The organism is Pseudomonas sp. (assembly GCF_048269965.1).
GTDB lineage: Bacteria > Pseudomonadota > Gammaproteobacteria > Pseudomonadales > Pseudomonadaceae > Aquipseudomonas.
Genome location: NZ_JBLWTV010000029.1, coordinates 20,858 through 41,112, shown reverse-complemented (window position 1 = coordinate 41,112; position 20,255 = coordinate 20,858). Strand labels below are relative to the sequence as shown.

The following is a 20,255-nucleotide window of genomic DNA, read 5'->3' as shown; positions in this document are numbered from 1 at the left end:
AGGGGTGTGTTTCTTTGCTTACTTTCTTTGCACAAGCAAAGAAAGTGAGTCGCCCGTAAGGGGCGAAACCCATCAGGCCAGGCGGCGTGCTAATGGATAGTGCCAAGTCATTGACAGCTAACACGTAATTGCCAGTCCGGTGTCAACCCGGACGTTCCCCAAACTATCCGAAGAGCCTTTTCTAGTGGCTCAGCTTGAGCCCGATCAGCCCGCAGACGATCAGCGCCACGCTGGCCAGGCGCAGCAGCGCCATGGATTCGCCGAACAGGATGATGCCGGCGATTACCGTGCCCACGGCGCCGACGCCGGTCCAGATGGCGTAGGCGGTGCCCAGCGGCAATTCCTTCATGGCCAGGCCGAGCAGGCCCAGGCTGACCAGCATGGCGCAGACGGTGAGCAGAGTGGGCAGCGGGCGGGTGAAGCCTTCGGTGTATTTCAGGCCGATGGCCCAGCCGACCTCGAACAAGCCGGCGAGAAACAGAATGATCCAGGACATATGACCTCCAGTAGGTGCTGAAGGGCCGTCCCCGGATGAGCCACCCTGGCGTCAGGGTGCGGAGGTCGTCCTCGCGTGCGCCATTATTGTGCATATCGGCGCATCCGGGGCAAGGTGCCCCGGATTGGTGCGAGCTGTCGGGTCAGTTGGCGTCTTTCTTCGAGCCCTGATCCATTCGGCGATAAAGGGTCGCCAGCAGCGGGCCGGACAGGTTGTGCCAGACGCTGAACAGGGCGCTGGGCACGGCGGCCAGCGGGCTGAAGTGCGCGCTGGCCAGGGCGGCGCCGAGGCCGGAGTTCTGCATGCCGACCTCGATCGACAGCGTCTTGCGCTGCGCCAGCGACATGCCGAACAGGCGTCCGGCCAGGTAACCCAGGCTCAGGCCGATGCCGTTGTGCAGGATCACCACGGCCATGATCAGCAGGCCGGATTCGGCGATCTTGCCCTGGCTGGCGGCGACCACTGCAGCCACGATGGCGACGATGCTCACCACGGAAATCAGCGGCAGCACCTCGACGGCGGTCTTCACCCGTTCGCCGAGCAGGCGCTGGGCGATCAGGCCGAGGGCGATGGGCAGCAGCACCATCTTGAGGATGGAAATGAACATGGCGCTGAACGACACCGGCAGCCATTCCGAGGCCAGCAGCCAGATCAGCGCCGGGGTGACGAGCGGGGCGAGCAGGGTGGTGACGGCGGTGATCGACACCGACAGCGCCAGGTCGCCACGGGCGAACCAGGTGATCACGTTGGAGGCGGTGCCGCCCGGGCAGCAGCCCACCAGGATCACGCCCACGGCGATTTCCGGCGGCAGGGCAAAGGCCTGGCACAGCAGCCAGGCGGTGCAGGGCATGATGATGAACTGGGCCAGCACACCAAGCAGCACCGCCAACGGGCGCCGGGCGACTTCCTGGAAGTCCGCACCCTTGAGGGTCAGGCCCATGCCGAACATGATCAGCCCGAGCAGGGGGACGATCCAGGCAGTCAGCGGCAGGAACCAGCCGGGCTGGAAGAACGCCATGACGGCGAACAGCAACACCCAGATGGCGAAGGTGTTGCCGATGAAACGGCTGAGGGCAATCAGTGCGTGCATGGCGGATTTCCTGGCAGGTTCGGAAAAGCCGGCAAGCCTACCAGAAGTGTCCAGCGCACCAGAACTGCAGGAGCCGCCTTGCCGGCGATGCTTTTGCGAAGGGGCGGTACTGCCGATCGCCAGCAAGCTGGCTCCTGCTGTAATGCTGTTCATTTAAGAAATGGTCGGACGCGATCAGTCCCCGCGCCCCTTCGGGGGAGAGGGTAAGGGCGGGCCGCGTTCGGAGAGGGGAAAACTGGCAGTTTTGCGGCGTTTTCAGCCCTCTCCCCCAGCCCCTCTCCACTAGGCGTGCCCCCAATAAATGGGAGAGGGGAGTCAACCGCGTGCAACCTTAAGTGAACAGCATTAGGCTCCTGCAAGCGCCTTACAGCGGCTCTTCATCCGCCGGGTAACGGCTGGCGCCGAGGCTTTCCTTGATCTTGCGCAGGTGCGGCTGGAAGTCCACGCCACGGCGCAGGGTGACGCCGGTGGCGAGCACGTCGAGCACGGTGAGCTGGATGATGCGCGAGGTCATCGGCATGTAGATGTCGGTGTCTTCCGGCAGCGGAATGTCCAGGCTCAGGGTGCTGGCCTTGGCCAGGGGCGAGCCGGCGGCGGTGAGGCCGAGCACCGAGGCGCCGTTCTCGCGGGCCAGGCGCGCCACTTCCACCAATTCGCGGGTGCGCCCGGTGTAGGAAATGATCACGAACAGATCACCGGTGTGCGCCACCGAGGCGATCATGCGCTGCATCAGCACGTCGGAATGCGCCGACACTGCCAGGTTGAAGCGAAAGAACTTGTGCTGCGCGTCCAGCGCCACCGACGCCGAGGCGCCGAGGCCGAAGAAATGGATCTGTCGCGCCTGGATCAGCAGGTCGACGGCGCGGCTGACGTGCTGCGGGTCGAGGCTCTGGCAGGCGGTGTCCAGCGAGGCGATGGTGCTGCCGAAGATCTTGCGGGTGTAGGCCTCGGGGCCGTCGTCGGCGGACACCGCGCGGCTGACGTAGGCGGCGCCGCTGGCCAGGCTCTGCGCCAGTTGCATCTTCAGTTCCGGGTAGCCGTTGGCGCCGAACGAGCGGCAGAAGCGGTTGACCGTCGGCTCGCTGACGCCTGCGGCCTGGGCCAGTGCGGCGATGCTGAAGCGCGTGGCCTGCTGCGGATCGTGCAGGATCACTTCGGCGACCTTGCGTTCGGCCTTGTTCAGGTCGTCAAGGCGGCTCTGGATCTGTTCCAGCAAGTTGCGCACACGGTCCATAAGGGCTCCTAACAGGCGGTTGAACGGGCTTGGCGACAGGCGATGGGCGGTAAGACAACCGGCCTATCCTACTGATGCCGCCCCAAGGTCACCACTGACTTATCGGATGTCGTGAATAATGTTGTTGCTATCACAACATTTTTCCTTGATAAAAGCAGTATCACCCGGTATTTCTAGTGCATCTTGATAAAAGAACAAACTCATGCCCGCGATGAAGCTTGAATCCTGCACCTTTGCCTTGTTCGGCGCGCTGGGCGATCTGGCCTTGCGCAAGCTGTTTCCTGCGCTTTACCAGCTCGATCGCGCCGGTTTGCTGCACGATGCCTCGCGCATCCTCGCCCTGGCCCGCGAGACGGGCGAGCCGAGCGGCCACCTGCGCGCCATCGAGCAGGCATTGCGCCTGCACGTGCCAGCCAAGGAGCTGACGGAAACCGACATGGCGCGGTTCCTGGCGCGTCTGAGCTACCTGAGCATGGATTTCCTCAAGCCCGAGGACTATGCAGCGCTGCTCGAGCAGGTCAGCCCGCAGGATCAGCTGATCGCCTACTTCGCCACGCCCGCCTCGGTGTATGGCGGCATCTGCGCCAACCTGGCCGCCGTCGGGCTGGCCGAGGGCACGCGGGTGGTGCTGGAGAAGCCGATCGGCCATGACCTGGCGTCCTCGCGTGCGGTCAACGATGCCGTGGCCCAGGTGTTCCCGGAAAACCGCGTCTATCGCATCGACCATTACCTGGGCAAGGAGACGGTGCAGAACCTGATTGCCCTGCGCTTCGCCAACAGCCTGTTCGAAACCCAGTGGAACCAGAACCACATCTCCCACGTGGAAATCACCGTGGCCGAGAAGGTCGGTATCGAAGGGCGCTGGGGCTACTTCGATCAGGCCGGGCAGTTGCGCGACATGATCCAGAACCACCTGCTGCAGCTGCTTTGCCTGATCGCCATGGACCCGCCCAGCGACCTGTCCGCCGACAGCATCCGTGACGAGAAGGTCAAGGTGCTCAAGGCGCTGGAGCCGATCAGCGTCGAGCAGCTCGGCCAGCGCGTGGTGCGCGGTCAGTACGTGGCCGGCAGCAGCGATGGGCGGCCGGTGCCGGGCTATCTGGAGGAAGAGAACTCCAATACCCAGAGCGACACCGAAACCTTCGTCGCCCTGCGCGCCGACATCCGCAACTGGCGCTGGGCCGGCGTGCCGTTCTACCTACGCACCGGCAAGCGCATGCCGCAGAAGCTGTCGCAGATCGTCATCCACTTCAAGGCGCCGCCGCACTACATCTTCGCCCCGGAGCAGCGTCAATTGATCGGCAACAAGCTGATCATCCGCCTGCAGCCGGACGAGGGCATCGCCCTGCAGGTGCTGACCAAGGATCAGGGCCTGGACAAGGGCATGCAGCTGCGCAGCGGTCCGCTGCAGCTGAGTTTTTCCGATACCTACCGCAGTGCGCGCATTCCCGATGCCTACGAGCGTCTGCTGCTGGAAGTGATGCGCGGCAACCAGAACCTGTTCGTGCGCAAGGACGAGATCGAATACGCCTGGCAGTGGTGCGATCAACTGATCGACGGTTGGCATCGTCTCGGCGAGGCGCCGAAGCCGTACACGGCCGGCAGCTGGGGCCCCATGGCGTCGGTCGCGCTGATCACCCGCGATGGCAGGAGCTGGTATGGCGATCTCTGAACTGAAACTGCCGCCAGGCGTGCAGGCCTGCCCGCACGCTGGCGCCGAACAACTGGCCCAGGCATTGGCCGTGCGCGTGGCCGATGCGCTGCGTCAGGCCATCGCCAGTCGCGGCAAGGCCACCCTGGTGGTGTCTGGCGGGCGTAGCCCGGTGCCGTTCTTCGAGGCGCTGGCGCAACAGCCGCTGGCTTGGGCGCAGGTGCTGGTCAGCCTGGCCGACGAGCGTTGGGTGCCGGTGAATCACGCCGGCAGCAACGAGGCGCTGGTGCGCCGTCACCTGCTGCGTGGCCCGGCCGCCGAAGCGCGTTTTCTCAGCCTCTACCAGGTCGCTGGCAACCTCGAACAGGCGGCCGAGCTGGCCGATGCTGCGGTCGCCGAACTGGCGCCGATCGACGTGCTGGTGCTGGGCATGGGCGACGACGGTCATACCGCCTCGCTGTTCCCGCACAGCCCCAATCTGCACCAGGCGCTGCAGCCGGACTGCGTGCGCCGCGTGCTGCCGATGCTCGCCCCGAGCGAGCCGGCGCAACGCCTGACCCTGACCCTGCCGGTGCTGGCCAGCGCACGGCTGCCGCTGCTGGCGATCCAGGGCCAGGCGAAACTCAACACCCTGAGCGCGGCGCTGCTGCCGGGTGAGACCGCCCAGCTGCCGATCCGCGCGTTCCTCAATTCTCCTCTCGAAATCCATTGGTGCTCCTGACATGACCAGCCTCGACCCAAGCCAGCGTGTGCGCATGGCCGACAAAATCGCCGAGATCGACCGCATCTGCGCGCAAGCGCGGATCATGCCGGTGATCACCATCGCCCGTGAGGCGGATATCCTGCCGCTGGCCGATGCGCTGGCCGCTGGTGGCCTGCGCGTGCTGGAAGTGACTCTGCGCTCGGAGCATGGCCTGGAGGCGATTCGTCGCCTGCGTGCCGAGCGTCCCGAGCTCTGCGTTGGCGCTGGTACCGTATTGGATGAAGACATGCTGGCCGCAGCGACCGCTGCCGGTGCGCAGTTCATCGTCACGCCGGGCAGCACGCGCGAGCTGTTGCTGGCCGCGCTGGACAACCCGCTGCCGCTGCTGCCCGGCGTGAGCAGCGCGTCGGAACTGATGGTCGGCTACGCCCTGGGTTATCGCCGCTTCAAGCTGTTCCCGGCTGAGGTCTGTGGCGGTGTCGCGGCGCTCAAGGCACTGTCCGGGCCTTTCGGCGGGGTGCGCTTCTGCCCGACCGGCGGCATCACCCCGGACAACCTGCAGCGCTACATGGCGCAGCCCAATGTCATGTGCGTGGGCGGCACCTGGATGTTCCAGCGCGAGTGGGTGGAAAACAGCGATTGGGCACGCATCCAGCAATGCAGCGTCGAGGCGCTGCAGCTGCTGGGCTGATGCGCGCGTGGCGCCGCCAACGCTGGCGCCGCCGCTGCACAATGCCGCAGCCGCTTAAAATCTGTGCCGTCGTGGTCGCCTGGTACGTCAGCTGATCCCTCGTGCTGGCTTCAACAAAAACAATTCTCCAGCGAAACCTGAAACATCCGCAGTCGGAGAATTGTCATGAACACCTGGTTCGCTAATCTCAGCGTTACCCGCAAACTCGCGCTCGGCTTCGGCCTGGTGCTGGTGCTTACCCTGGCTCTGGCCTGGACCGCCTGGAGCGGCCTGGGTAGCGTGATCCAGCGCAGCACCTGGATGAGCGAGATCACCCAGCTCAATGCAACGCTGACCAACCTGCGTATCGCCCGCCTGCAGTTCATGCTGGCAAAGGGCGACGCAGCCAGTACCGAGCGTCTGCTGACCAACCTGAACATCTATCTCGGGCAGCAGAAGAAGCTGCTGGGGACCTTCACCAATCCGGTCAACGTCAAGCTGCTGCAAGAGCAGGACCGCTACAACCAGGACTATCAGCGTTCACTGGCGGGTATGCGCGCCGCTTACACGGCCGCCGAGCAGGCACGTGGCCGGGTCGGTAGCGAAGACCAGCAACTGAGCGAGCTGCTGGGCGCGATGCGGCGCAGCGTGGAGCTGCTGCCGGAATACGACGGTCGTCGCTTCGAGCAACTGCAGGCGCTGACGCTCACCCATGGCGAGCTGCTGCGTCTGCGTTATCTGCTCGAGCGTTACGACAGCGCAGCCGATGCCCAGACCGAGCAGGCCCTTGCCGAGCGCATTGCCATTGCCCGCAACAGCCTCGATGCACTGGAGCAGGCTTTCGGTAGCGCCCAGCAGGATGCGGTACGGCGTATCGCCACTGCGCTCGGCCAGTTCGAGCAGACGGTGCAGGCGTTCAAGGCTGCCACTGCCGATATCGCCCGTACCCGCCAGGAAATGACCGATCAGCAGGGCGAGATCGTCCGTATCAGCGAGACGCTGTACAAGTTCCAGATGGAGCGCATGGCCATCGAAAGTGCCCAGGCGCGCAGCCTGCAGATCGGCGCCACGCTGCTGGCCCTGCTGTTCGGCGTACTTGCTGCCTGGATCATCACCCGTCAGATCACCCGACCCTTGCAAGACACCCTGGGCGCGGTGCAGCGCATTGCCGACGGTGACCTGACCGCCAGCGTGCGGGTCGATCGTCGCGACGAGATGGGCCAGTTGCAGCAGGGCATCCAGCACATGGCCACGACCCTGCGCGAGCTGATCGGCGGCATCCGCGACAGCGTCACGCAGATCGCCAGCGCCGCCGAGGAACTGTCGGCGGTGACCGAACAGACCAGCGCTGGCGCCAACAGCCAGAAGAGCGAGACCGACCAGGTGGCCACCGCCATGCATGAGATGTCCGCGACCGTGCAGGAAGTGGCGCGCAACGCCGAGCAGGCCTCGCAGGCGGCCAACGACGCGGACGGCCAGGCGCGCCTGGGCGACCAGGTGGTGGCCGAGGTGATTTCGCAGATCGAGCGTCTGGCCGCCGAAGTGGGGCGTTCTTCCGAGGCCATGACCGGCCTGCAGCAGGAAAGCGACAAGATCGGCAGCGTGATGGATGTGATCAAGTCGGTGGCCGAGCAGACCAATCTGCTGGCGCTCAACGCCGCCATCGAGGCAGCGCGTGCCGGCGAAGCGGGGCGCGGCTTTGCCGTGGTCGCCGATGAGGTGCGTGGCCTGGCGCAGCGTACGCAGAAATCCACCGAGGAGATCGAGGCGCTGATCGCCGGCTTGCAGAGTGGCACTCAGCAGGTGGCGGCGGTGATGCGCAACAGCCACAAGCTCACCGACAGCAGCGTCGAGCTGACGCGCAAGGCCGGCGACTCGCTGGGTAGCATCACCCTTGCGGTGTCCAACATTCAGTCGATGAACCAGCAGATCGCCGCCGCTGCAGAAGAGCAGAGCGCCGTGGCCGAAGAAATCAGCCGCAGCATCCTCAGCGTGCGCGATGTCTCCGAGCAGACCGCCACTGCCAGCGACGAAACGGCCAAATCCTCCGCCGAGCTGGCGCGCCTGGGTGGCCAGCTGCAGTCCATGGTCAGCCGTTTCCGCGTTTGATTCGAGTGGGAGTCGGTGCGTGCGGCGCACCCTACGGGAATTGCGCCGTTCTACCGGTAGGGAGCGCCATGCGCAGCGAATACGCCGAGATACGCCGCCGTAGGGTGCGCCGCGCGCACCACCGACTATCCTGAATCTGCCGGCAAGGATTCAGGAGACAGGGAATGTCCAACTACCGCCGCGCTCGCGATGCGGGTGCCTGCTATTTCTTCACGCTGACAAGCCATCAGCGCCTCCCGGTGTTGACCGATGCGCCATTGCGCGCAGCCCTGCGCCGCGCCATCGAACGCGTCCGTCTACACCGTCCGTTCGTCATCGAGGGCTGGGTGCTGTTGCCAGACCACCTGCATTGTCTTTGGCGCATGCCTCAGGGAGATGCCGATTTCGGGTCACGCTGGTCGATGATCAAGCGCCTGACATCCCAGGCAATCGCGCTGCCTGGAACGGTCAGCTTGAGCCGTAGCCTGCGCCGCGAGTCGGGGCTGTGGCAGCGGCGTTTCTGGGAACATCGCATTCATGATGGCGACGATTACCAGCGGCATATGGATTACCTGCATTTCAATCCGGTGAAGCATGGTCTGGTGCCGCGCGTGGTGGATTGGCCGTGGTCGAGCTTTCATCGGTTGGTGAAGGAGGGCGTATATCCGGCCCATTGGGGCGCTGATGCGGTGGTGGACAACGGTGAGTACGGCGAATGACGCGGTGCGCATGGCCTAGGCGGCCCCGCGACACCCTGCGGGGGCGGCGAATGTTCGTAGGGTGCGCCGCGCGCACCAACTTTTTTCAATGTGCCTGTCGATTCTTCCGTCGCCCATTCGACTACTGCATAGAACCCCGGTCTGGGTTCACTGTCAGCCATAGGGAGACACCCTGCGCGCGACTTCGACTCGAACAAGGAGAAAGGCGATGCGTTTCATGGTGATTGTCAAAGCGACGGCCGATTCCGAAGCCGGTCTGGTGCCCAGCGAAGAGCTGCTGACGGCCATGGGCCGTTACAACGAAGAGCTGGCAGCCGCTGGTGTGATCCAGGCAGCCGAAGGTTTGCACCCGAGCTCCAGGGGAGCACGGGTGCGGTTCTCCGGGGCGCAGCGCACGGTGATCGACGGCCCGTTCATGGAAACCAAGGAGCTGGTCGCCGGTTTCTGGATCTTTCGGTGCGAGTCGCTGCAGGCCTGCATCGACTGGGTCAAGCGTTGCCCCAACCCCATGCCTGGCGAATCCGATATCGAGATTCGCCAGATCTTCGAGGCCGAGGATTTCGGCGCCGAGTTCACCCCCGAGTTGCGTGAGCAGGAAGACCGTATTCGCACGCGCATGAGCAGTGAAAATCAAGGAGCGTAACGATGAAGATGCATGCCTATCTGATGTTCGACGGCCAGTGCGAGGCCGCTTTCAAGCGCTACGCCGAGGTCTTCGGCGGTAACCTGGAGATGATGCGCTACGCCGATAGCCCTGAGGATATGGAGGTTCCGGCCGAGTACCAGCAGCGTGTCATGCACGTTTGCCTGACCGTTGGCGATCAGTTGCTGATGGCCTCCGACAATCTGCCGCAGTACCCCTATGAGGGGATCAAGGGGTGTTCCGTTTCCCTGCAGGTGGACAACGTGCCGGAGGCCGAGCGCCTGTACGAGGCGTTGTCGGCCGGCGGTTCGGTGCAGATGGAGCTGCAGGCGACCTTCTGGGCGACCCGCTTCGCCATGCTTACCGACCGTTTCGGCGTGTCCTGGATGATCAACTGCATGGTCGATAGCCAGCAGGGTTGACGGCGAGGTTCTCGGCAAACGTAGCCCGGATGAAATCCGGGGAAACGAGACTACGTCTTCGCGGCTGAAGCCGCTCCTACCGAGTGAATGAGCTCCGTAGGAGCGGCTGGGCGGCATTCCGTTTCAGCCGCGAAGCGCTTTCTAGCTCACCAGCGTCAGCGGCTCGGGCTCTTCCTGCACCTGCACGCCGGAGAGGAATTCCTCGCCCCAGCGGCGAATGTCGTTGTAGCAGACGATATCGAACAGCTCGCGCAGGCGCGCCTGTGCTTCGCTCTTGGGCAGGTTCAGCGCCAGGTAGCAGGTCTGCGCCAGGTCGGCCGGATCATGCGGGTTGGTCAGCAGCGCGCCCTTGAGTTCGGCGGCCGCACCGGCGAACTCCGACAGCACCAGCACGCCGCGTCCACCCAGCAGGCCCTGGGCGGCGACGAATTCCTTGGCCACCAGGTTGAGGCCGTCGCGCAGTGGGGTGATCCACATGACGTCGGCCATGGCGTACCAGGCGCTGACCTCCTCGAACGGCAGGCTGCGGAAGAAGAACTGCAGCGGCGTCCAGCCGATGCGGGCGAAGCGGCCATTGATGCGGCCGACCGCCTGTTCGATCTGGCTTTGCAGTTCGTTGTAGATGGTCATCTCCTTGGCCGCCGGTACGCACACCGTGACCAGGGTGACCTTGCCGATCAGCTCGGGGTTGTCGGCCAGCAGGCGCTCGTAAGCGTTGAGCTTTTCCAGAATGCCTTTGGTGTAGTCGAGCCGTTCCACCGAGAGGATCAGCTTCACGCCTTTCATTTCCTCGCGCAGCTGACCCATCAGCTCCTTGATCTTCGGCGCCTCCAGGGCGTTGCGTACGCGGTCGATGTCCAGCCCGACCGGGTGTGCGCCGAGCTTGACCTGACGGGTGCCGGTGTCCAGTGCGGTGGTCATGCGCTCCAGGCCCACGGCGCAACCGTAAGTGATGAAGCGCGGCGCGCAGTTCTGCCGCTCCAGGGTCTTGAGCGGGAACACGCCACGGGCGACGTCGACGAAGTTCTCCACCTGCCGTGGGATGTGAAAACCGATGTAGTCGCACTGCAGCAGGCTGCCGACGATCTGCCGGCGCCAGGGCAGCACGTTGAACACGTCCGCCGAGGGAAAGTAGGTGTGGTGGAAGAAGGCGATGCGCAGGTCCGGGCGCAGCTCGCGCAGGTAAGCCGGCACCATCCACAGGTTGTAGTCGTGCAGCCAGACGATGGCGCCTTCGGCAGCCTCCAGCGCCGTGCGTTCGGCGAAAGCGCGGTTGACCTTGAGGAACACCTGCCAGTCGTCCTCGTTGAAGGTGGCGCGCTCCCAGAAGGTGTGCAGGGTCGGCCAGAAGGCTTCCTTGGAGAAGCGCTTGTAGAAGATGTCGACTTCTTCCTTGCTCAGCTTGACCCGCGCCGCGGTGAGCTTGGGATAGCGTTCGGCGTCCACCGTGGTGTGGCTGTCGAACGGCTCGTCGCCGTCCTCGTGCACGGCCCAGGCCACCCAGGAGCCGGGGCGGCCATCGCCGAAGAAACTCAGCAGGGTGGGGATGATGCCGTTGGGCGAGGTCGGGCGACGGCGCTGCAGCTTGCCGGCGTCATTGCGGTATTCCTCATAGGGCAGGCGGTGATAGACCATCACCAGCTCGGCCTTGCCCGGCTGCGCGGCCTGGCGGCGTTCGGCAGCGATGCCGTGCTCGCCGAGAAAGCCGAAGTGGGCGAAGGCTTCGAGAATGCCGCCGCAGCCTGGGCGAGTGGCGTGCAGGGTGCGCGAGTGGCTGGCGGTGGCCTCCAGCAGGGCGGTTTCCGACTGACCGACGCAGACACCGTGGAAGCTGGCGCTGAGCATGGACAGGTCGTTGAGCGTATCGCCGGCCGCCAGTACCTGATCGTGGCTCAGCTCCAGCCAGTCGGCCAGGGCCTGCAGGCTGCTGCCCTTGTTCACGCCCTTGGGCAGAAAGTCCAGGTACAGCTCGGCGGAGTAGAGCAGGTCGCAGCCCAGCTCATCGGCGATCTCGCGCAGCGCCGGGTTGGCCGCCTGTTCGGGCGTGCAGAAGTAGGAGCAGCGGCGCGCCTGCGGCACGTCCTGGCGCTCAAGGCCGAGCGGCTCGATGGCGCTGGCCACCTGGGTTTCGCCGGGCCAGCGGGCGTCGACCACGCCTTGCAGCTGCTGGATCGGCTGCAGGCTGTCGCCATGTACCAGCGTCGCGCCGACGTCGGCGATGATGTAGTCAGGTTGCGGCAGCGTCGGGTCGGCCAGCAGCGGCAGTACCGCCTCCAGGCTGCGCCCGGTGACGTAGGCGAGCTTGATCTCGGGGTGAGCGGCGATGGTCTGATAAAGGCTCAGGCGATCCTCGGGATCGCCAGCGAGAAAGGTTCCATCCAGGTCGGTAGCAAGTAGCATCGTTGTTTCTCCAGAAGTGGCCACTGCGGCTCGGCGCGAATGCGAGCGGCCGACGGGCCGGGTTTCTGGCTGCTTGGGGTAGGCTCGCGGCCTTGCCGAAACAGCCATCCTTCAACAGGCTGTTTTCAACAGCCTGCCAGGTGTTCAGGAGGCGTTGGGGGAAGGTTCCTCCGTGGCTTCGTGGTCTTGTGGCGGTGCATCGGGCATCAGCTCCAGCACCGTGGGGCTGGTGCGCAGCATGGGTACGAAGTGCGCGGCGTCGCCGCTGACCAGGTCGCTGACATGGCGCAGCCGGTAAAAGGTGTAGGCGGCCAGCAGGCCGAGGGTACTGGCGAAGTACAGCGGCAGTGCGCTGGCGCCCAGTTGCTCCATCAGTACGCCGGCCAGCAGCGGCCCACACACCGAGCCAATGCCGTTGACCATCAGCAGGCTGGCGGAGCCGGAAAGGATTTCGTCGCTGTGCAACTGGTCGATCAGTTGCGCCACGGCGATGGGGTAGATGGCGAAGGCCAGGCCGCCCCAGATGAAGATGGCGCCGAGCAGCAGCGGGCCGGCCGGCAGCAGGCTCATGATCAGCGCCAGGGCGACTGCCAGTATCACGACCCAGAGCAGTACCTGGCGCCGGTCGTGGCGATCGGAGTAGATGCCGATGGGCCATTGCAGCAGGGCGCCACCAAGAATGGTGGCGGTCATCAGCAGGCCGACGCCGGACGTATCGAAGCCGGCCAGGCTCGCGTAGACCGGCGCCATGCCCCAGAAGGCGCCGAGTGCCAGCCCGGACAAACCCGCCGCGACGATGGCCAGCGGCGCGATGGTCCAGAGTTGGCGCAGGTTGCTCGGCGGTGTCTCGGGCAGGCTCGGCTGTGCCTGGCGGGTGAGGGTAATGGGTATCAACGCGGCGCTGATGAGGATGGCCGCGAGGGCGAACAGGGTGAACTGCACCGGGTCGGCCAGGTGCAGCAACTGCTGGGCCAGCGCCAGGGCACCGAGGTTGACCGCCATGTACACGGCGAATACCTGGCCGCGTTTTTCGTTGGGTGCCTGGGCGTTGAGCCAACTCTCGATGACCATGTACAGCGTCACCAGCCCCAGGCCGTAGAGCACGCGCAGCAGCAACCAGACCCAGGGATCGATCAGCAGCAGATGGAGCAGGGCGGCGATGGCGGCCAGCGCGGCACAACAGGCGAACGCGCGAATGTGCCCGATACGTTTGACCAGCGGAGTCGCCAGCCAGGTACCGAGGAGGAACCCGACGAAGTACCCGGACATGATCAGTCCGAGCATCGTGGTGGAGTAGCCTTCGGCGACGCCACGCAGGGTCAGTAGGGTGTTGAGCAGACCATTGCCAAGCAGGAGTAACGCGACCCCGCTCAGCAACGAACTGATGGGGGCAATCAGGGACCACATGCGAACTACCCTAGGGAACTGTGCCCCTGATGGCAAGCATGAAGCACGCCATGTTTTTTGCGTTTCGTTTCTATCTATTTGATTTTTAAGAGTTATTTTTACTGATAAACGGTCGTGCAATTTTCCTGCGGCGCGTTTCGCCCCATCACGGGGCGTCGTTTGCAACCTTCAGAGGCATCAGCGGCTGCTCCGAGTCCTGCAACGTGCGGTTGAGACGAGTGATGAAATCGTTGATTTCCTCGCGCTCCAGGCGTTCGGTCAGATGGCGCTCGGCGCTATCGCGCACGCTGCGTGCGTGGCGCAGCAGGTCGGCGCGTTGCCGCACGCTGGCGGGGCGATGCAGCAGGTTCTTGAAGGCCTGCAGCAGGCTCACCAGTACGCTGGCATCCGCCGCACCGTAGGCGCGTATCGGCCCCAGCAGTTGCAGCAGCAACTGGTCCAGCGGCAGTTCCTGGTAGCACAGCCGTGGTGGCTCGTCAGGCAGGCTGGCGAAATCTCGCTCGGACAACGCCAGGCGCCGACTCAGCAGCACGCTGAGCAGATCCACCGTCTTGATCGCCGTGCCGGGATCGTTGATGCCGGGGCTCAGCGCCTTCACGGCGATTTCCGACATCTGCCGGCAACCGAAGAAGTAATGGGTGCTGGCGTACTCTTCGATGAAGAAGTCGAAGCAGTCGAGCAGTTGCTGGCAGACGGCCTCGTCGAGCGGACGTTCCAGGCGAAACAGCGGGTGCCCCTCGCTGACGAAGAAACCACGGTGGGCGAGTACCGTCATGCGTACCTGATGGCGACGCAGCAGCGTGTTGACCTCTTTGACGTTGAGTTCCTTGAAGTAGCCGTTGCGCTGCGCATTGACGGTGACCCAGTCGCGGTCGTCCGGCCACTGTGGCGCGGCGGCGCGCGAGGCCGGGCCGCCACTGCAGGCATCGAGCTTTGCCAGGCTGGCGTTGTAGAGGTTGCTGAGGATGTGCTCGACCTGAATCGACTGCGAGATCGAGCGGATGAAGTGCACGAACAGACCCAGGCAGGTGATGCCCAGCACCAGGGTGATCAGCACGCCGAGGCTCGGCACACGGTCGCTGTTGCCCTGTTCGATGGTGGTGATCAGCAGCAGTGCGTAGAGGATGCTGCCGAGGTAGATGCCCAGGGTTTTCTGGTGGCCCTTGCTGCTGATCAGCCCTGGAATGACCCGTGGCGAAAGCGATGCGGCGGCGTTGTTGAGCACCACCATGACCATCGAGAAGCTGAACACCATCAGCGACAGAATGCCGGCCACCAGGGTGCCGAGAATCAGCCTGGCGTTGTCGGCGTTGCGCACCAGGCCAAGGTCGAAGTGCCCCTTGAGCGCCACCATCCACGGCTGGTATTCGATGGCCATGGTCAGCAGGCACAGCAGGAAGAAGCCGATGGCGATCAGCGTCGGGTAGAAGGCCAGGCTGTGGATGATGCGCTGGTAGGCGCGAAAGAGGATGTTGCTGGGTACGGCCATTGGCGAATCCGTCGTGAATGGCGATGACCGCACTATAGCCGTGAAGTGGGCAGGCGGCGGTCTTTGAGACTACCGCCTGCGGACTCAGTTCACGCAGACCCGGGCGATGGCGTCGGCCAGCTGATCCAGTCGGCTGGCGTCCAGTCCGGCGACGTTGGCGCGGCCACTGCCGACCATGTACAGGCTGAATTCCTCGCGCAGGCGTTGCACCTGCAGCGGCGACAGGCCGGTGTAGGAGAACATGCCGCGTTGCTCGGCTATGTGCGCGAAGCGTTCGCTCAGGCCATGCGGTGCCAGTGCCTCGACCAGGTCGTGACGCAGGCTGGCGACGCGCAGGCGCATGCTTTCCAGCTCGTCCAGCCACAGCGCCTTGAGTTCTTCGTCGCCGAGAATCTGCGCCACCACGGCGGCGCCATGAGCCGGCGGCGTCGACCACAGGTTGCGGGCAATGGACGCCAGCTGGCTGCGGATGTCGACGAGCTTTTCGGCGTCGCCGGCGCAGACGATCAGCGCGCCAGTACGCTCGCGATAGAGGCCGAAGTTCTTCGAGCAGGAACTGGTGATCAGCAGCTCCGGCAGTTCGGCGGCGAACAGGCGCACGGCCCAGGCGTCTTCTTCCAGGCCATCACCGAAGCCCTGGTAGGCGAAGTCGATCAGCGGCAGCAGTTCACGCGCCTTGACCACTTCCAGCACACGCTTGAAGTCGCGCGGGGTGAGGTCGAAGCCGGTGGGGTTGTGGCAGCAGGCATGCAACAGCACCACGTCGCCCTTGGGCAGGTGGGTGAGGGCGGCGATCATGGCCTCCACGTCGAGGCGATTGTCGGCGCCGACGTAAGGGTAGTGACCGACCTTGAGCCCGGCTTCGGCGAACAGGGTTTCATGGATCGGCCAGGTCGGATCGCTCAGCCAGATACCGCGCCCCGGCAGGCAATGGCGGATGAAATCACCCGCCAGGCGCAGGGCGCCGGTGCCGCCTGGCGTTTGCGTCGCGCCGGCACGCTGCTCGGCGAGCAGGGCCGAGTCAGCGCCCAGTACCAGCTGGCTGAGCAGCGTGCCGAACGCCGCGTCGCCGTGACCGCCGATGTAGGTCTTGGTTTGCTCGATATCGATCAGGCGCTGCTCGGCAAGCTTTACTGCACGTGGGATTGGCGTCAGGCCCTGAGCGTCCTTGTAGACGCCGACGCCGAGGTCCAGGCGCGCCGGGTTGCTGTCCAGGCGATAGGCTTCCATCAGGCTGAGGATGGGGTCGCCCGGCACGCGGGTGACCTGGGCGAAATGGCTCACTTGCGGCCCTCGGCGCTGGTTGCCAGCACATCGGTGCGCGCGGCCATGATGAAGTCGTTGCGGTGCAGGCCGCGCATTTCGTGGCTCCACCAGGTGACGGTGACCTTGCCCCATTCGGTGAGCAGGGCCGGGTGGTGGCCGACTTCCTCGGCGATGGCGCCAACCGCGTTGGTGAAGGCCAGGGCGTGGCGGAAGTTTTTGAACAGGTACACGCGCTCCAGCTCCATGTGGTCGCCGCGTACCTCGATGTTCCAGTCGGGGATCTCGCGGATCAGCTCGGCCAGTTCTTCATCGGTCACTTTCGGCGCATCGGCGCGGCAGGCTTCGCATTGGGCTTGGGCAAGGGACATGAGGCTCTCCTGATTATTCGTAGCCCGGATGAAATCCGGGGCCATGTCTGTGAACGATCCCGGATTGCATCCGGGCTACTCATCTGGGGTGTTCGACGCAGTGAATACACGAAGCGCTTCCTGCACAGGATAAAGGCTGCGTGAACCGCTGCCCGCTCGCATAAACGGGCGAGGGGCTAAAAGGCTACGCCGCTTTCGGCGGAAATTTCGGCGCGTGCAAGCCCAACTGCATGGCCTGATGCACCAGCGCCATGATGTCTTCATGAGCCAGCTCGAACAGGCGCTTGAGCTCGGGCAGGACGAAGTACACCGGCTGCAGGATATCGATGCGATACGGTGTGCGCATCGCCTCCAGCGCATCGAACGCCTGGTGCTCGGGGGCGTCGGACAGGGCGTAAAGGGTTTCCTTCGGCGACGAGAGGATGCCGCCGCCGTAGATGCGCCTGCCGGCCGGGGTGTCGAGCAGGCCGAACTCGATGGTCAGCCAGTACAGCCGCGCCAGGTAGACACGCTGCTCTTTCGTGGCCTGGAGGCCGAGCTTGCCGTAGGTATGGGTGAATTCGGCGAACCAGGGGTTGGTCAGCATGGGGCAGTGGCCGAAGATCTCGTGGAAGATGTCCGGTTCCTGCAGGTAGTCCAGCTCCGCAAACGTGCGGATGAAGGTGGCGACGGGAAACTGCTTGCTGGCCAGTAGCTCGAAGAAGGTCTGGAAGGGGATCAGCGCCGGTACCCGCGCCACGCGCCAACCGGTGCTGGCCTCGAGCACCCGGTTGATCTCGCCGAGCTGAGGAATCCGCTCCATGGGTAGACCGAGCTGCTCGATACCGTCCAGGTATTCCTGGCAGGCGCGGTTCTGAATCACGTCCAGCTGGCGAGTGATCAGGGTATTCCACACCTGATGTTCGCTTTCCGGGTAGTGGATAAAGCCACTCTCGTCCGGTTCCCGGGCCAGGTACTGCGTACTCTTCATCGCTGCCTCCTTGAGGGGGCTGTTGTTCTTGTCCTGACCCAAGCATGCCGACGATTGTTCGGGTTGAAATGGTGCCCATAAGCGGCGCTGCCCGGCATTGCGCTCAGAAACTGTAAAATTTTTATTACGATATTGCCGGTATGGCGATTTATCGGCTTGCTGCTGTGCTCTGCTGTCACATATTCTTGACGGAAATTATGCCGCCATCGTCGATTTCTACGACTCGGCGGCCCATAACAAGAGCCTGAGCCATGCGTATCAAGGTCCACTGCCAGAACCGTGTCGGCATCCTGCGTGACATCCTCAACCTGCTGGTCGACTACGGCATCAACGTCGCCCGTGGCGAAGTCGGGGGTGAGCAGGGCAACGCCATCTACCTGCACTGCCCGAATCTGATCAATTTGCAGTTCCAAGCGCTAAGGCCGAAGTTCGAGGCCATTGCCGGCGTGTTCGGCGTCAAACGTGTGGGGCTGATGCCCAGCGAACGGCGTCACCTGGAGCTCAATGCGCTGCTTGGTGCGCTGGATTTTCCCGTGTTGTCCATCGACATGGGCGGCAGCATCGTCGCCGCCAACCGCAGCGCCGCGCAGTTGCTCGGTGTGCGCGTGGACGAGGTGCCGGGCATGGCGCTGTCGCGCTATGCCGAGGATTTCGACCTGCCCGAACTGGTGCGCGCCAACAAGACGCGGATCAACGGGCTGCGGGTGAAGATCAAGGGCGATGTGTTCCTCGCCGATATCGCACCGTTGCAGAACGAACACGACGACAGCGAGGCGCTGGCCGGCGCCGTGCTGACCCTGCACCGCGCCGACCGCGTCGGTGAGCGCATCTACCATGTGCGCAAGCAGGAGCTGCGCGGCTTCGACTCGATCTTCCAGAGCTCCAGGGTGATGGCGGCAGTGGTCAAGGAAGCGCGGCGCATGGCGCCGCTGGATGCACCGCTGCTGATCGAAGGTGAAACCGGCACCGGCAAGGAATTGCTGGCGCGCGCCTGTCACCTGGCCAGCCCGCGCGGGCAGTCGCCGTTCATGGCACTCAACTGCGCGGGGCTGCCGGAATCCATGGCCGAGACCGAGCTGTTCGGCTACGGCCCCGGCGCCTTCGAGGGCGCACGCCCGGAAGGCAAGCTCGGCCTGCTCGAACTGACCGCCGGCGGCACGCTGTTTCTCGACGGCGTCGGTGAGATGAGCCCGCGTCTGCAGGCCAAGCTGCTGCGCTTTCTGCAGGACGGCTGCTTCCGTCGGGTGGGCAGCGACGAGGAGGTGTACCTGGACGTGCGGGTGATCTGCGCCACCCAGGTCGATCTGTCCGAACTCTGCGCCCATGGCGAGTTTCGCCAGGATCTCTACCACCGCCTCAACGTGCTCAGCCTGCACATCCCGCCGCTGCGCGAATGCCTCGACGGCCTGGCGCCGCTGGTCGAGCACTTTCTCGATTCCGCCAGTCGGCAGATCGGTTGTGCATTGCCCAAGCTGGCGCCGCAAGCCTTCGAGCGCATGGCCCATTACCACTGGCCGGGTAACGTGCGGCAGCTGGAGAACGTGCTGTTCCAGGCGGTTTCGTTGTGCGATGGCGGTACGGTGAAGGCCGAGCATATCCGCCTGCCAGACTACGGCGCGCCGCAGCCGTTGGGCGAGTTTTCGGTGGAAGGCAGCCTCGACGACATCCTCGGCCGTTTCGAGAAGGCGGTGCTGGAGCGGCTATTCCACGACCATCCCAGCAGCCGCCAGTTGGGCAAGCGCCTTGGTGTTTCCCATACCACCATCGCCAACAAGTTGCGGCAACACGGTCTGGGCAAGGAGTAGGGTGCGCCGCGCGCACCAATGCACCGCTGGCCCTGGCGGATGTCGCAATTTTCGGTGCGCATGGCGCACCCTGTACTCAACGCCCGCCGCGCCAGGCTGCGACCACGCGCTCGCGCATGGCCCGTCGCTCTTGCAGGCGGCTGATGGCCCGCTCGGCCAGGTCGATCCAGTAGGGATCGGCCTGGGCCTGAACCACCGAAAGGCCGGAGGCGAGATTGGCCCAGGCCGGAGGCAGGCGCCCGTGACGCAGGGCGAAGCCGCCATCGCGGTCGCGCGCCAGGTAGCGCACGCGGGTGATGCCGGCCAGCAGGATACGGCCGTAGCACATCAGGCAAGGTTCGAGGCTGACGTAGAGAGTAAGGCGTCCACGGTCGATCTGCGCATGTTCGGCTTCGAGCCGATCGAGCACCTGCATCTCCGCGTGCGCGGCGCTGGCGTAGGCCGCAGCGAATACCTGGTTGCGGCCGCTGCACAGCAGTTCGCCTGCCTCATCCACCAGCACTGCGCCGACCGCATAACAGCCTTCCTCAAGCGCCAGTAGGGCCTGTTCGCAACAGAGCCGGGCCCAGGTGTCATCGACATGGGTGCTGGCTGGCGCCTGCTGCAACAGGGCGAGGTGTTCCGGGTTCATGGGTGTCTCCAGGCCCAAAAGGCGTCGCCGGAGTATGGCCTGCCCTGTGACGGGTGCCCTACGACCTTGGTGCAATAGGCAGGGCATGGGGCTACGGCGACACTGAGGCCGTCCCGATCATCCTGCGTGATTTGGGTGCAAGCGTTTCCGCATTCCTCTCGAGGAATGCCTTGAATGGGCGGGCGACCAAATTGGTCGCCCTT

General features: G+C 64.6%; 18 protein-coding genes and 1 pseudogene. 9 read left to right on the top strand and 10 right to left on the bottom strand.

Annotated elements, in window-relative coordinates; translation table 11 throughout:
• Positions 1-181: 181 nt before the first annotated feature.
• The 3 genes from sugE to ACN0X6_RS22945 form a co-directional block, all read right to left on the bottom strand.
• Positions 182-496 (bottom strand): quaternary ammonium compound efflux SMR transporter SugE, encoded by a 315-nt coding sequence (gene sugE, locus ACN0X6_RS22955; RefSeq protein ID WP_192985717.1) that lies wholly within the window; start codon positions 494-496, stop codon positions 182-184.
• Positions 497-638: 142 nt separating this feature from the next.
• Complete coding sequence (locus ACN0X6_RS22950; protein WP_417707488.1) at positions 639-1,586, bottom strand: bile acid:sodium symporter family protein; 948 nt, start codon at positions 1,584-1,586, stop codon at positions 639-641.
• Between the two features lie 364 nt (positions 1,587-1,950).
• A complete protein-coding gene (locus ACN0X6_RS22945) occupies positions 1,951-2,811 on the bottom strand; it encodes a MurR/RpiR family transcriptional regulator (RefSeq protein ID WP_178094664.1) in 861 nt (286 codons plus the stop codon).
• A 211-nt stretch (positions 2,812-3,022) separates the two neighbouring features.
• On the opposite strand from ACN0X6_RS22945, the gene zwf reads away from it, so the two are divergent.
• From zwf to ACN0X6_RS22905, 8 genes and pseudogenes are all read left to right on the top strand, one after another.
• The gene (zwf, locus tag ACN0X6_RS22940; protein WP_417707486.1) at positions 3,023-4,492 is read left to right on the top strand and encodes a glucose-6-phosphate dehydrogenase; all 1,470 of its coding nucleotides are present in this window, start codon (positions 3,023-3,025) and stop codon (positions 4,490-4,492) included.
• Complete coding sequence (gene pgl, locus ACN0X6_RS22935; RefSeq protein WP_417707484.1) at positions 4,479-5,192, top strand: 6-phosphogluconolactonase; 714 nt, start codon at positions 4,479-4,481, stop codon at positions 5,190-5,192. Before zwf ends, pgl begins: the two co-directional genes overlap by 14 nt.
• Before the next feature lies 1 nt (position 5,193).
• On the top strand, positions 5,194-5,865 hold the full coding sequence (locus ACN0X6_RS22930) for a bifunctional 4-hydroxy-2-oxoglutarate aldolase/2-dehydro-3-deoxy-phosphogluconate aldolase (protein WP_196476914.1): 672 nt from the start codon (positions 5,194-5,196) through the stop codon (positions 5,863-5,865).
• Positions 5,866-6,030: 165 nt separating this feature from the next.
• Positions 6,031-7,050 (top strand): annotated as a pseudogene (locus ACN0X6_RS22925) (methyl-accepting chemotaxis protein); the annotation flags it as partial.
• Between the two features lie 9 nt (positions 7,051-7,059).
• Positions 7,060-7,953, top strand: a complete 894-nt coding sequence (locus ACN0X6_RS22920; RefSeq protein WP_417707490.1) for a methyl-accepting chemotaxis protein — start codon at positions 7,060-7,062, stop codon at positions 7,951-7,953.
• 164 nt (positions 7,954-8,117) lie between these two features.
• Positions 8,118-8,651: an REP-associated tyrosine transposase gene (locus tag ACN0X6_RS22915; protein ID WP_417707483.1), complete on the top strand. Its 534-nt coding sequence runs from the start codon at positions 8,118-8,120 to the stop codon at positions 8,649-8,651.
• 208 nt (positions 8,652-8,859) lie between these two features.
• Positions 8,860-9,294 carry a YciI family protein gene (locus ACN0X6_RS22910; RefSeq protein WP_417707481.1) on the top strand — a complete coding sequence of 145 codons (435 nt, stop codon included), beginning with the start codon at positions 8,860-8,862 and terminating at the stop codon, positions 9,292-9,294.
• 2 nt (positions 9,295-9,296) lie between these two features.
• Positions 9,297-9,716, top strand: coding sequence for a VOC family protein (locus ACN0X6_RS22905; RefSeq protein WP_417707479.1), 420 nt, complete (start codon positions 9,297-9,299; stop codon positions 9,714-9,716).
• Between the two features lie 141 nt (positions 9,717-9,857).
• On the opposite strand, the gene ggpS is transcribed toward ACN0X6_RS22905, so the two are convergent.
• The 6 genes from ggpS to phhA form a co-directional block, all read right to left on the bottom strand.
• Complete coding sequence (gene ggpS / locus ACN0X6_RS22900; RefSeq protein ID WP_417707478.1) at positions 9,858-12,116, bottom strand: glucosylglycerol-phosphate synthase; 2,259 nt, start codon at positions 12,114-12,116, stop codon at positions 9,858-9,860.
• 144 nt (positions 12,117-12,260) lie between these two features.
• On the bottom strand, positions 12,261-13,523 hold the full coding sequence (locus tag ACN0X6_RS22895) for an MFS transporter (protein ID WP_417707476.1): 1,263 nt from the start codon (positions 13,521-13,523) through the stop codon (positions 12,261-12,263).
• Between the two features lie 145 nt (positions 13,524-13,668).
• On the bottom strand, positions 13,669-15,012 hold the full coding sequence (locus ACN0X6_RS22890; protein ID WP_417707475.1) for a DUF2254 domain-containing protein: 1,344 nt from the start codon (positions 15,010-15,012) through the stop codon (positions 13,669-13,671).
• Positions 15,013-15,096: 84 nt separating this feature from the next.
• Entirely contained in the window at positions 15,097-16,296 is a 1,200-nt protein-coding gene (locus ACN0X6_RS22885) for an amino acid aminotransferase (protein ID WP_417707474.1), read from the bottom strand.
• Positions 16,293-16,691 carry a 4a-hydroxytetrahydrobiopterin dehydratase gene (locus ACN0X6_RS22880; RefSeq protein ID WP_417707473.1) on the bottom strand — a complete coding sequence of 133 codons (399 nt, stop codon included), beginning with the start codon at positions 16,689-16,691 and terminating at the stop codon, positions 16,293-16,295. Before ACN0X6_RS22880 ends, ACN0X6_RS22885 begins: the two co-directional genes overlap by 4 nt.
• 139 nt (positions 16,692-16,830) lie before the next feature.
• Positions 16,831-17,616, bottom strand: coding sequence for a phenylalanine 4-monooxygenase (gene phhA, locus ACN0X6_RS22875; protein ID WP_417707471.1), 786 nt, complete (start codon positions 17,614-17,616; stop codon positions 16,831-16,833).
• A 251-nt stretch (positions 17,617-17,867) separates the two neighbouring features.
• Between phhA and ACN0X6_RS22870 the strand changes: the two genes are divergently transcribed.
• Positions 17,868-19,421 carry a sigma-54-dependent transcriptional regulator gene (locus ACN0X6_RS22870; RefSeq protein WP_417707469.1) on the top strand — a complete coding sequence of 518 codons (1,554 nt, stop codon included), beginning with the start codon at positions 17,868-17,870 and terminating at the stop codon, positions 19,419-19,421.
• A 76-nt stretch (positions 19,422-19,497) separates the two neighbouring features.
• Here the strand turns inward: ACN0X6_RS22870 and ACN0X6_RS22865 are convergent, their stop codons facing one another.
• Entirely contained in the window at positions 19,498-20,052 is a 555-nt protein-coding gene (locus ACN0X6_RS22865; protein ID WP_417707467.1) for a nucleoside deaminase, read from the bottom strand.
• Between the last annotated feature and the right edge of the window lie 203 nt (positions 20,053-20,255).

Excerpts from the sequence above, each read along its gene's own strand:
- sugE (WP_192985717.1), bottom strand. The coding sequence starts at position 496 with ATGTCCTGGATCATTCTGTTTCTCGCCGGCTTGTTCGAGGTCGGCTGG.
- ACN0X6_RS22950 (WP_417707488.1), bottom strand. The coding sequence starts at position 1,586 with ATGCACGCACTGATTGCCCTCAGCCGTTTCATCGGCAACACCTTCGCC.
- zwf (WP_417707486.1), top strand. The coding sequence starts at position 3,023 with ATGCCCGCGATGAAGCTTGAATCCTGCACCTTTGCCTTGTTCGGCGCG.
- pgl (WP_417707484.1), top strand. The coding sequence starts at position 4,479 with ATGGCGATCTCTGAACTGAAACTGCCGCCAGGCGTGCAGGCCTGCCCG.
- ACN0X6_RS22930 (WP_196476914.1), top strand. The coding sequence starts at position 5,194 with ATGACCAGCCTCGACCCAAGCCAGCGTGTGCGCATGGCCGACAAAATC.
- ACN0X6_RS22920 (WP_417707490.1), top strand. The coding sequence starts at position 7,060 with ATGGGCCAGTTGCAGCAGGGCATCCAGCACATGGCCACGACCCTGCGC.
- ACN0X6_RS22915 (WP_417707483.1), top strand. The coding sequence starts at position 8,118 with ATGTCCAACTACCGCCGCGCTCGCGATGCGGGTGCCTGCTATTTCTTC.
- ACN0X6_RS22910 (WP_417707481.1), top strand. The coding sequence starts at position 8,860 with ATGCGTTTCATGGTGATTGTCAAAGCGACGGCCGATTCCGAAGCCGGT.
- ACN0X6_RS22905 (WP_417707479.1), top strand. The coding sequence starts at position 9,297 with ATGAAGATGCATGCCTATCTGATGTTCGACGGCCAGTGCGAGGCCGCT.
- ggpS (WP_417707478.1), bottom strand. The coding sequence starts at position 12,116 with ATGCTACTTGCTACCGACCTGGATGGAACCTTTCTCGCTGGCGATCCC.
- ACN0X6_RS22895 (WP_417707476.1), bottom strand. The coding sequence starts at position 13,523 with ATGTGGTCCCTGATTGCCCCCATCAGTTCGTTGCTGAGCGGGGTCGCG.
- ACN0X6_RS22890 (WP_417707475.1), bottom strand. The coding sequence starts at position 15,012 with ATGGCCGTACCCAGCAACATCCTCTTTCGCGCCTACCAGCGCATCATC.
- ACN0X6_RS22880 (WP_417707473.1), bottom strand. The coding sequence starts at position 16,691 with ATGGCCCCGGATTTCATCCGGGCTACGAATAATCAGGAGAGCCTCATG.
- phhA (WP_417707471.1), bottom strand. The coding sequence starts at position 17,616 with ATGAAGAGTACGCAGTACCTGGCCCGGGAACCGGACGAGAGTGGCTTT.
- ACN0X6_RS22870 (WP_417707469.1), top strand. The coding sequence starts at position 17,868 with ATGCGTATCAAGGTCCACTGCCAGAACCGTGTCGGCATCCTGCGTGAC.
- ACN0X6_RS22865 (WP_417707467.1), bottom strand. The coding sequence starts at position 20,052 with ATGAACCCGGAACACCTCGCCCTGTTGCAGCAGGCGCCAGCCAGCACC.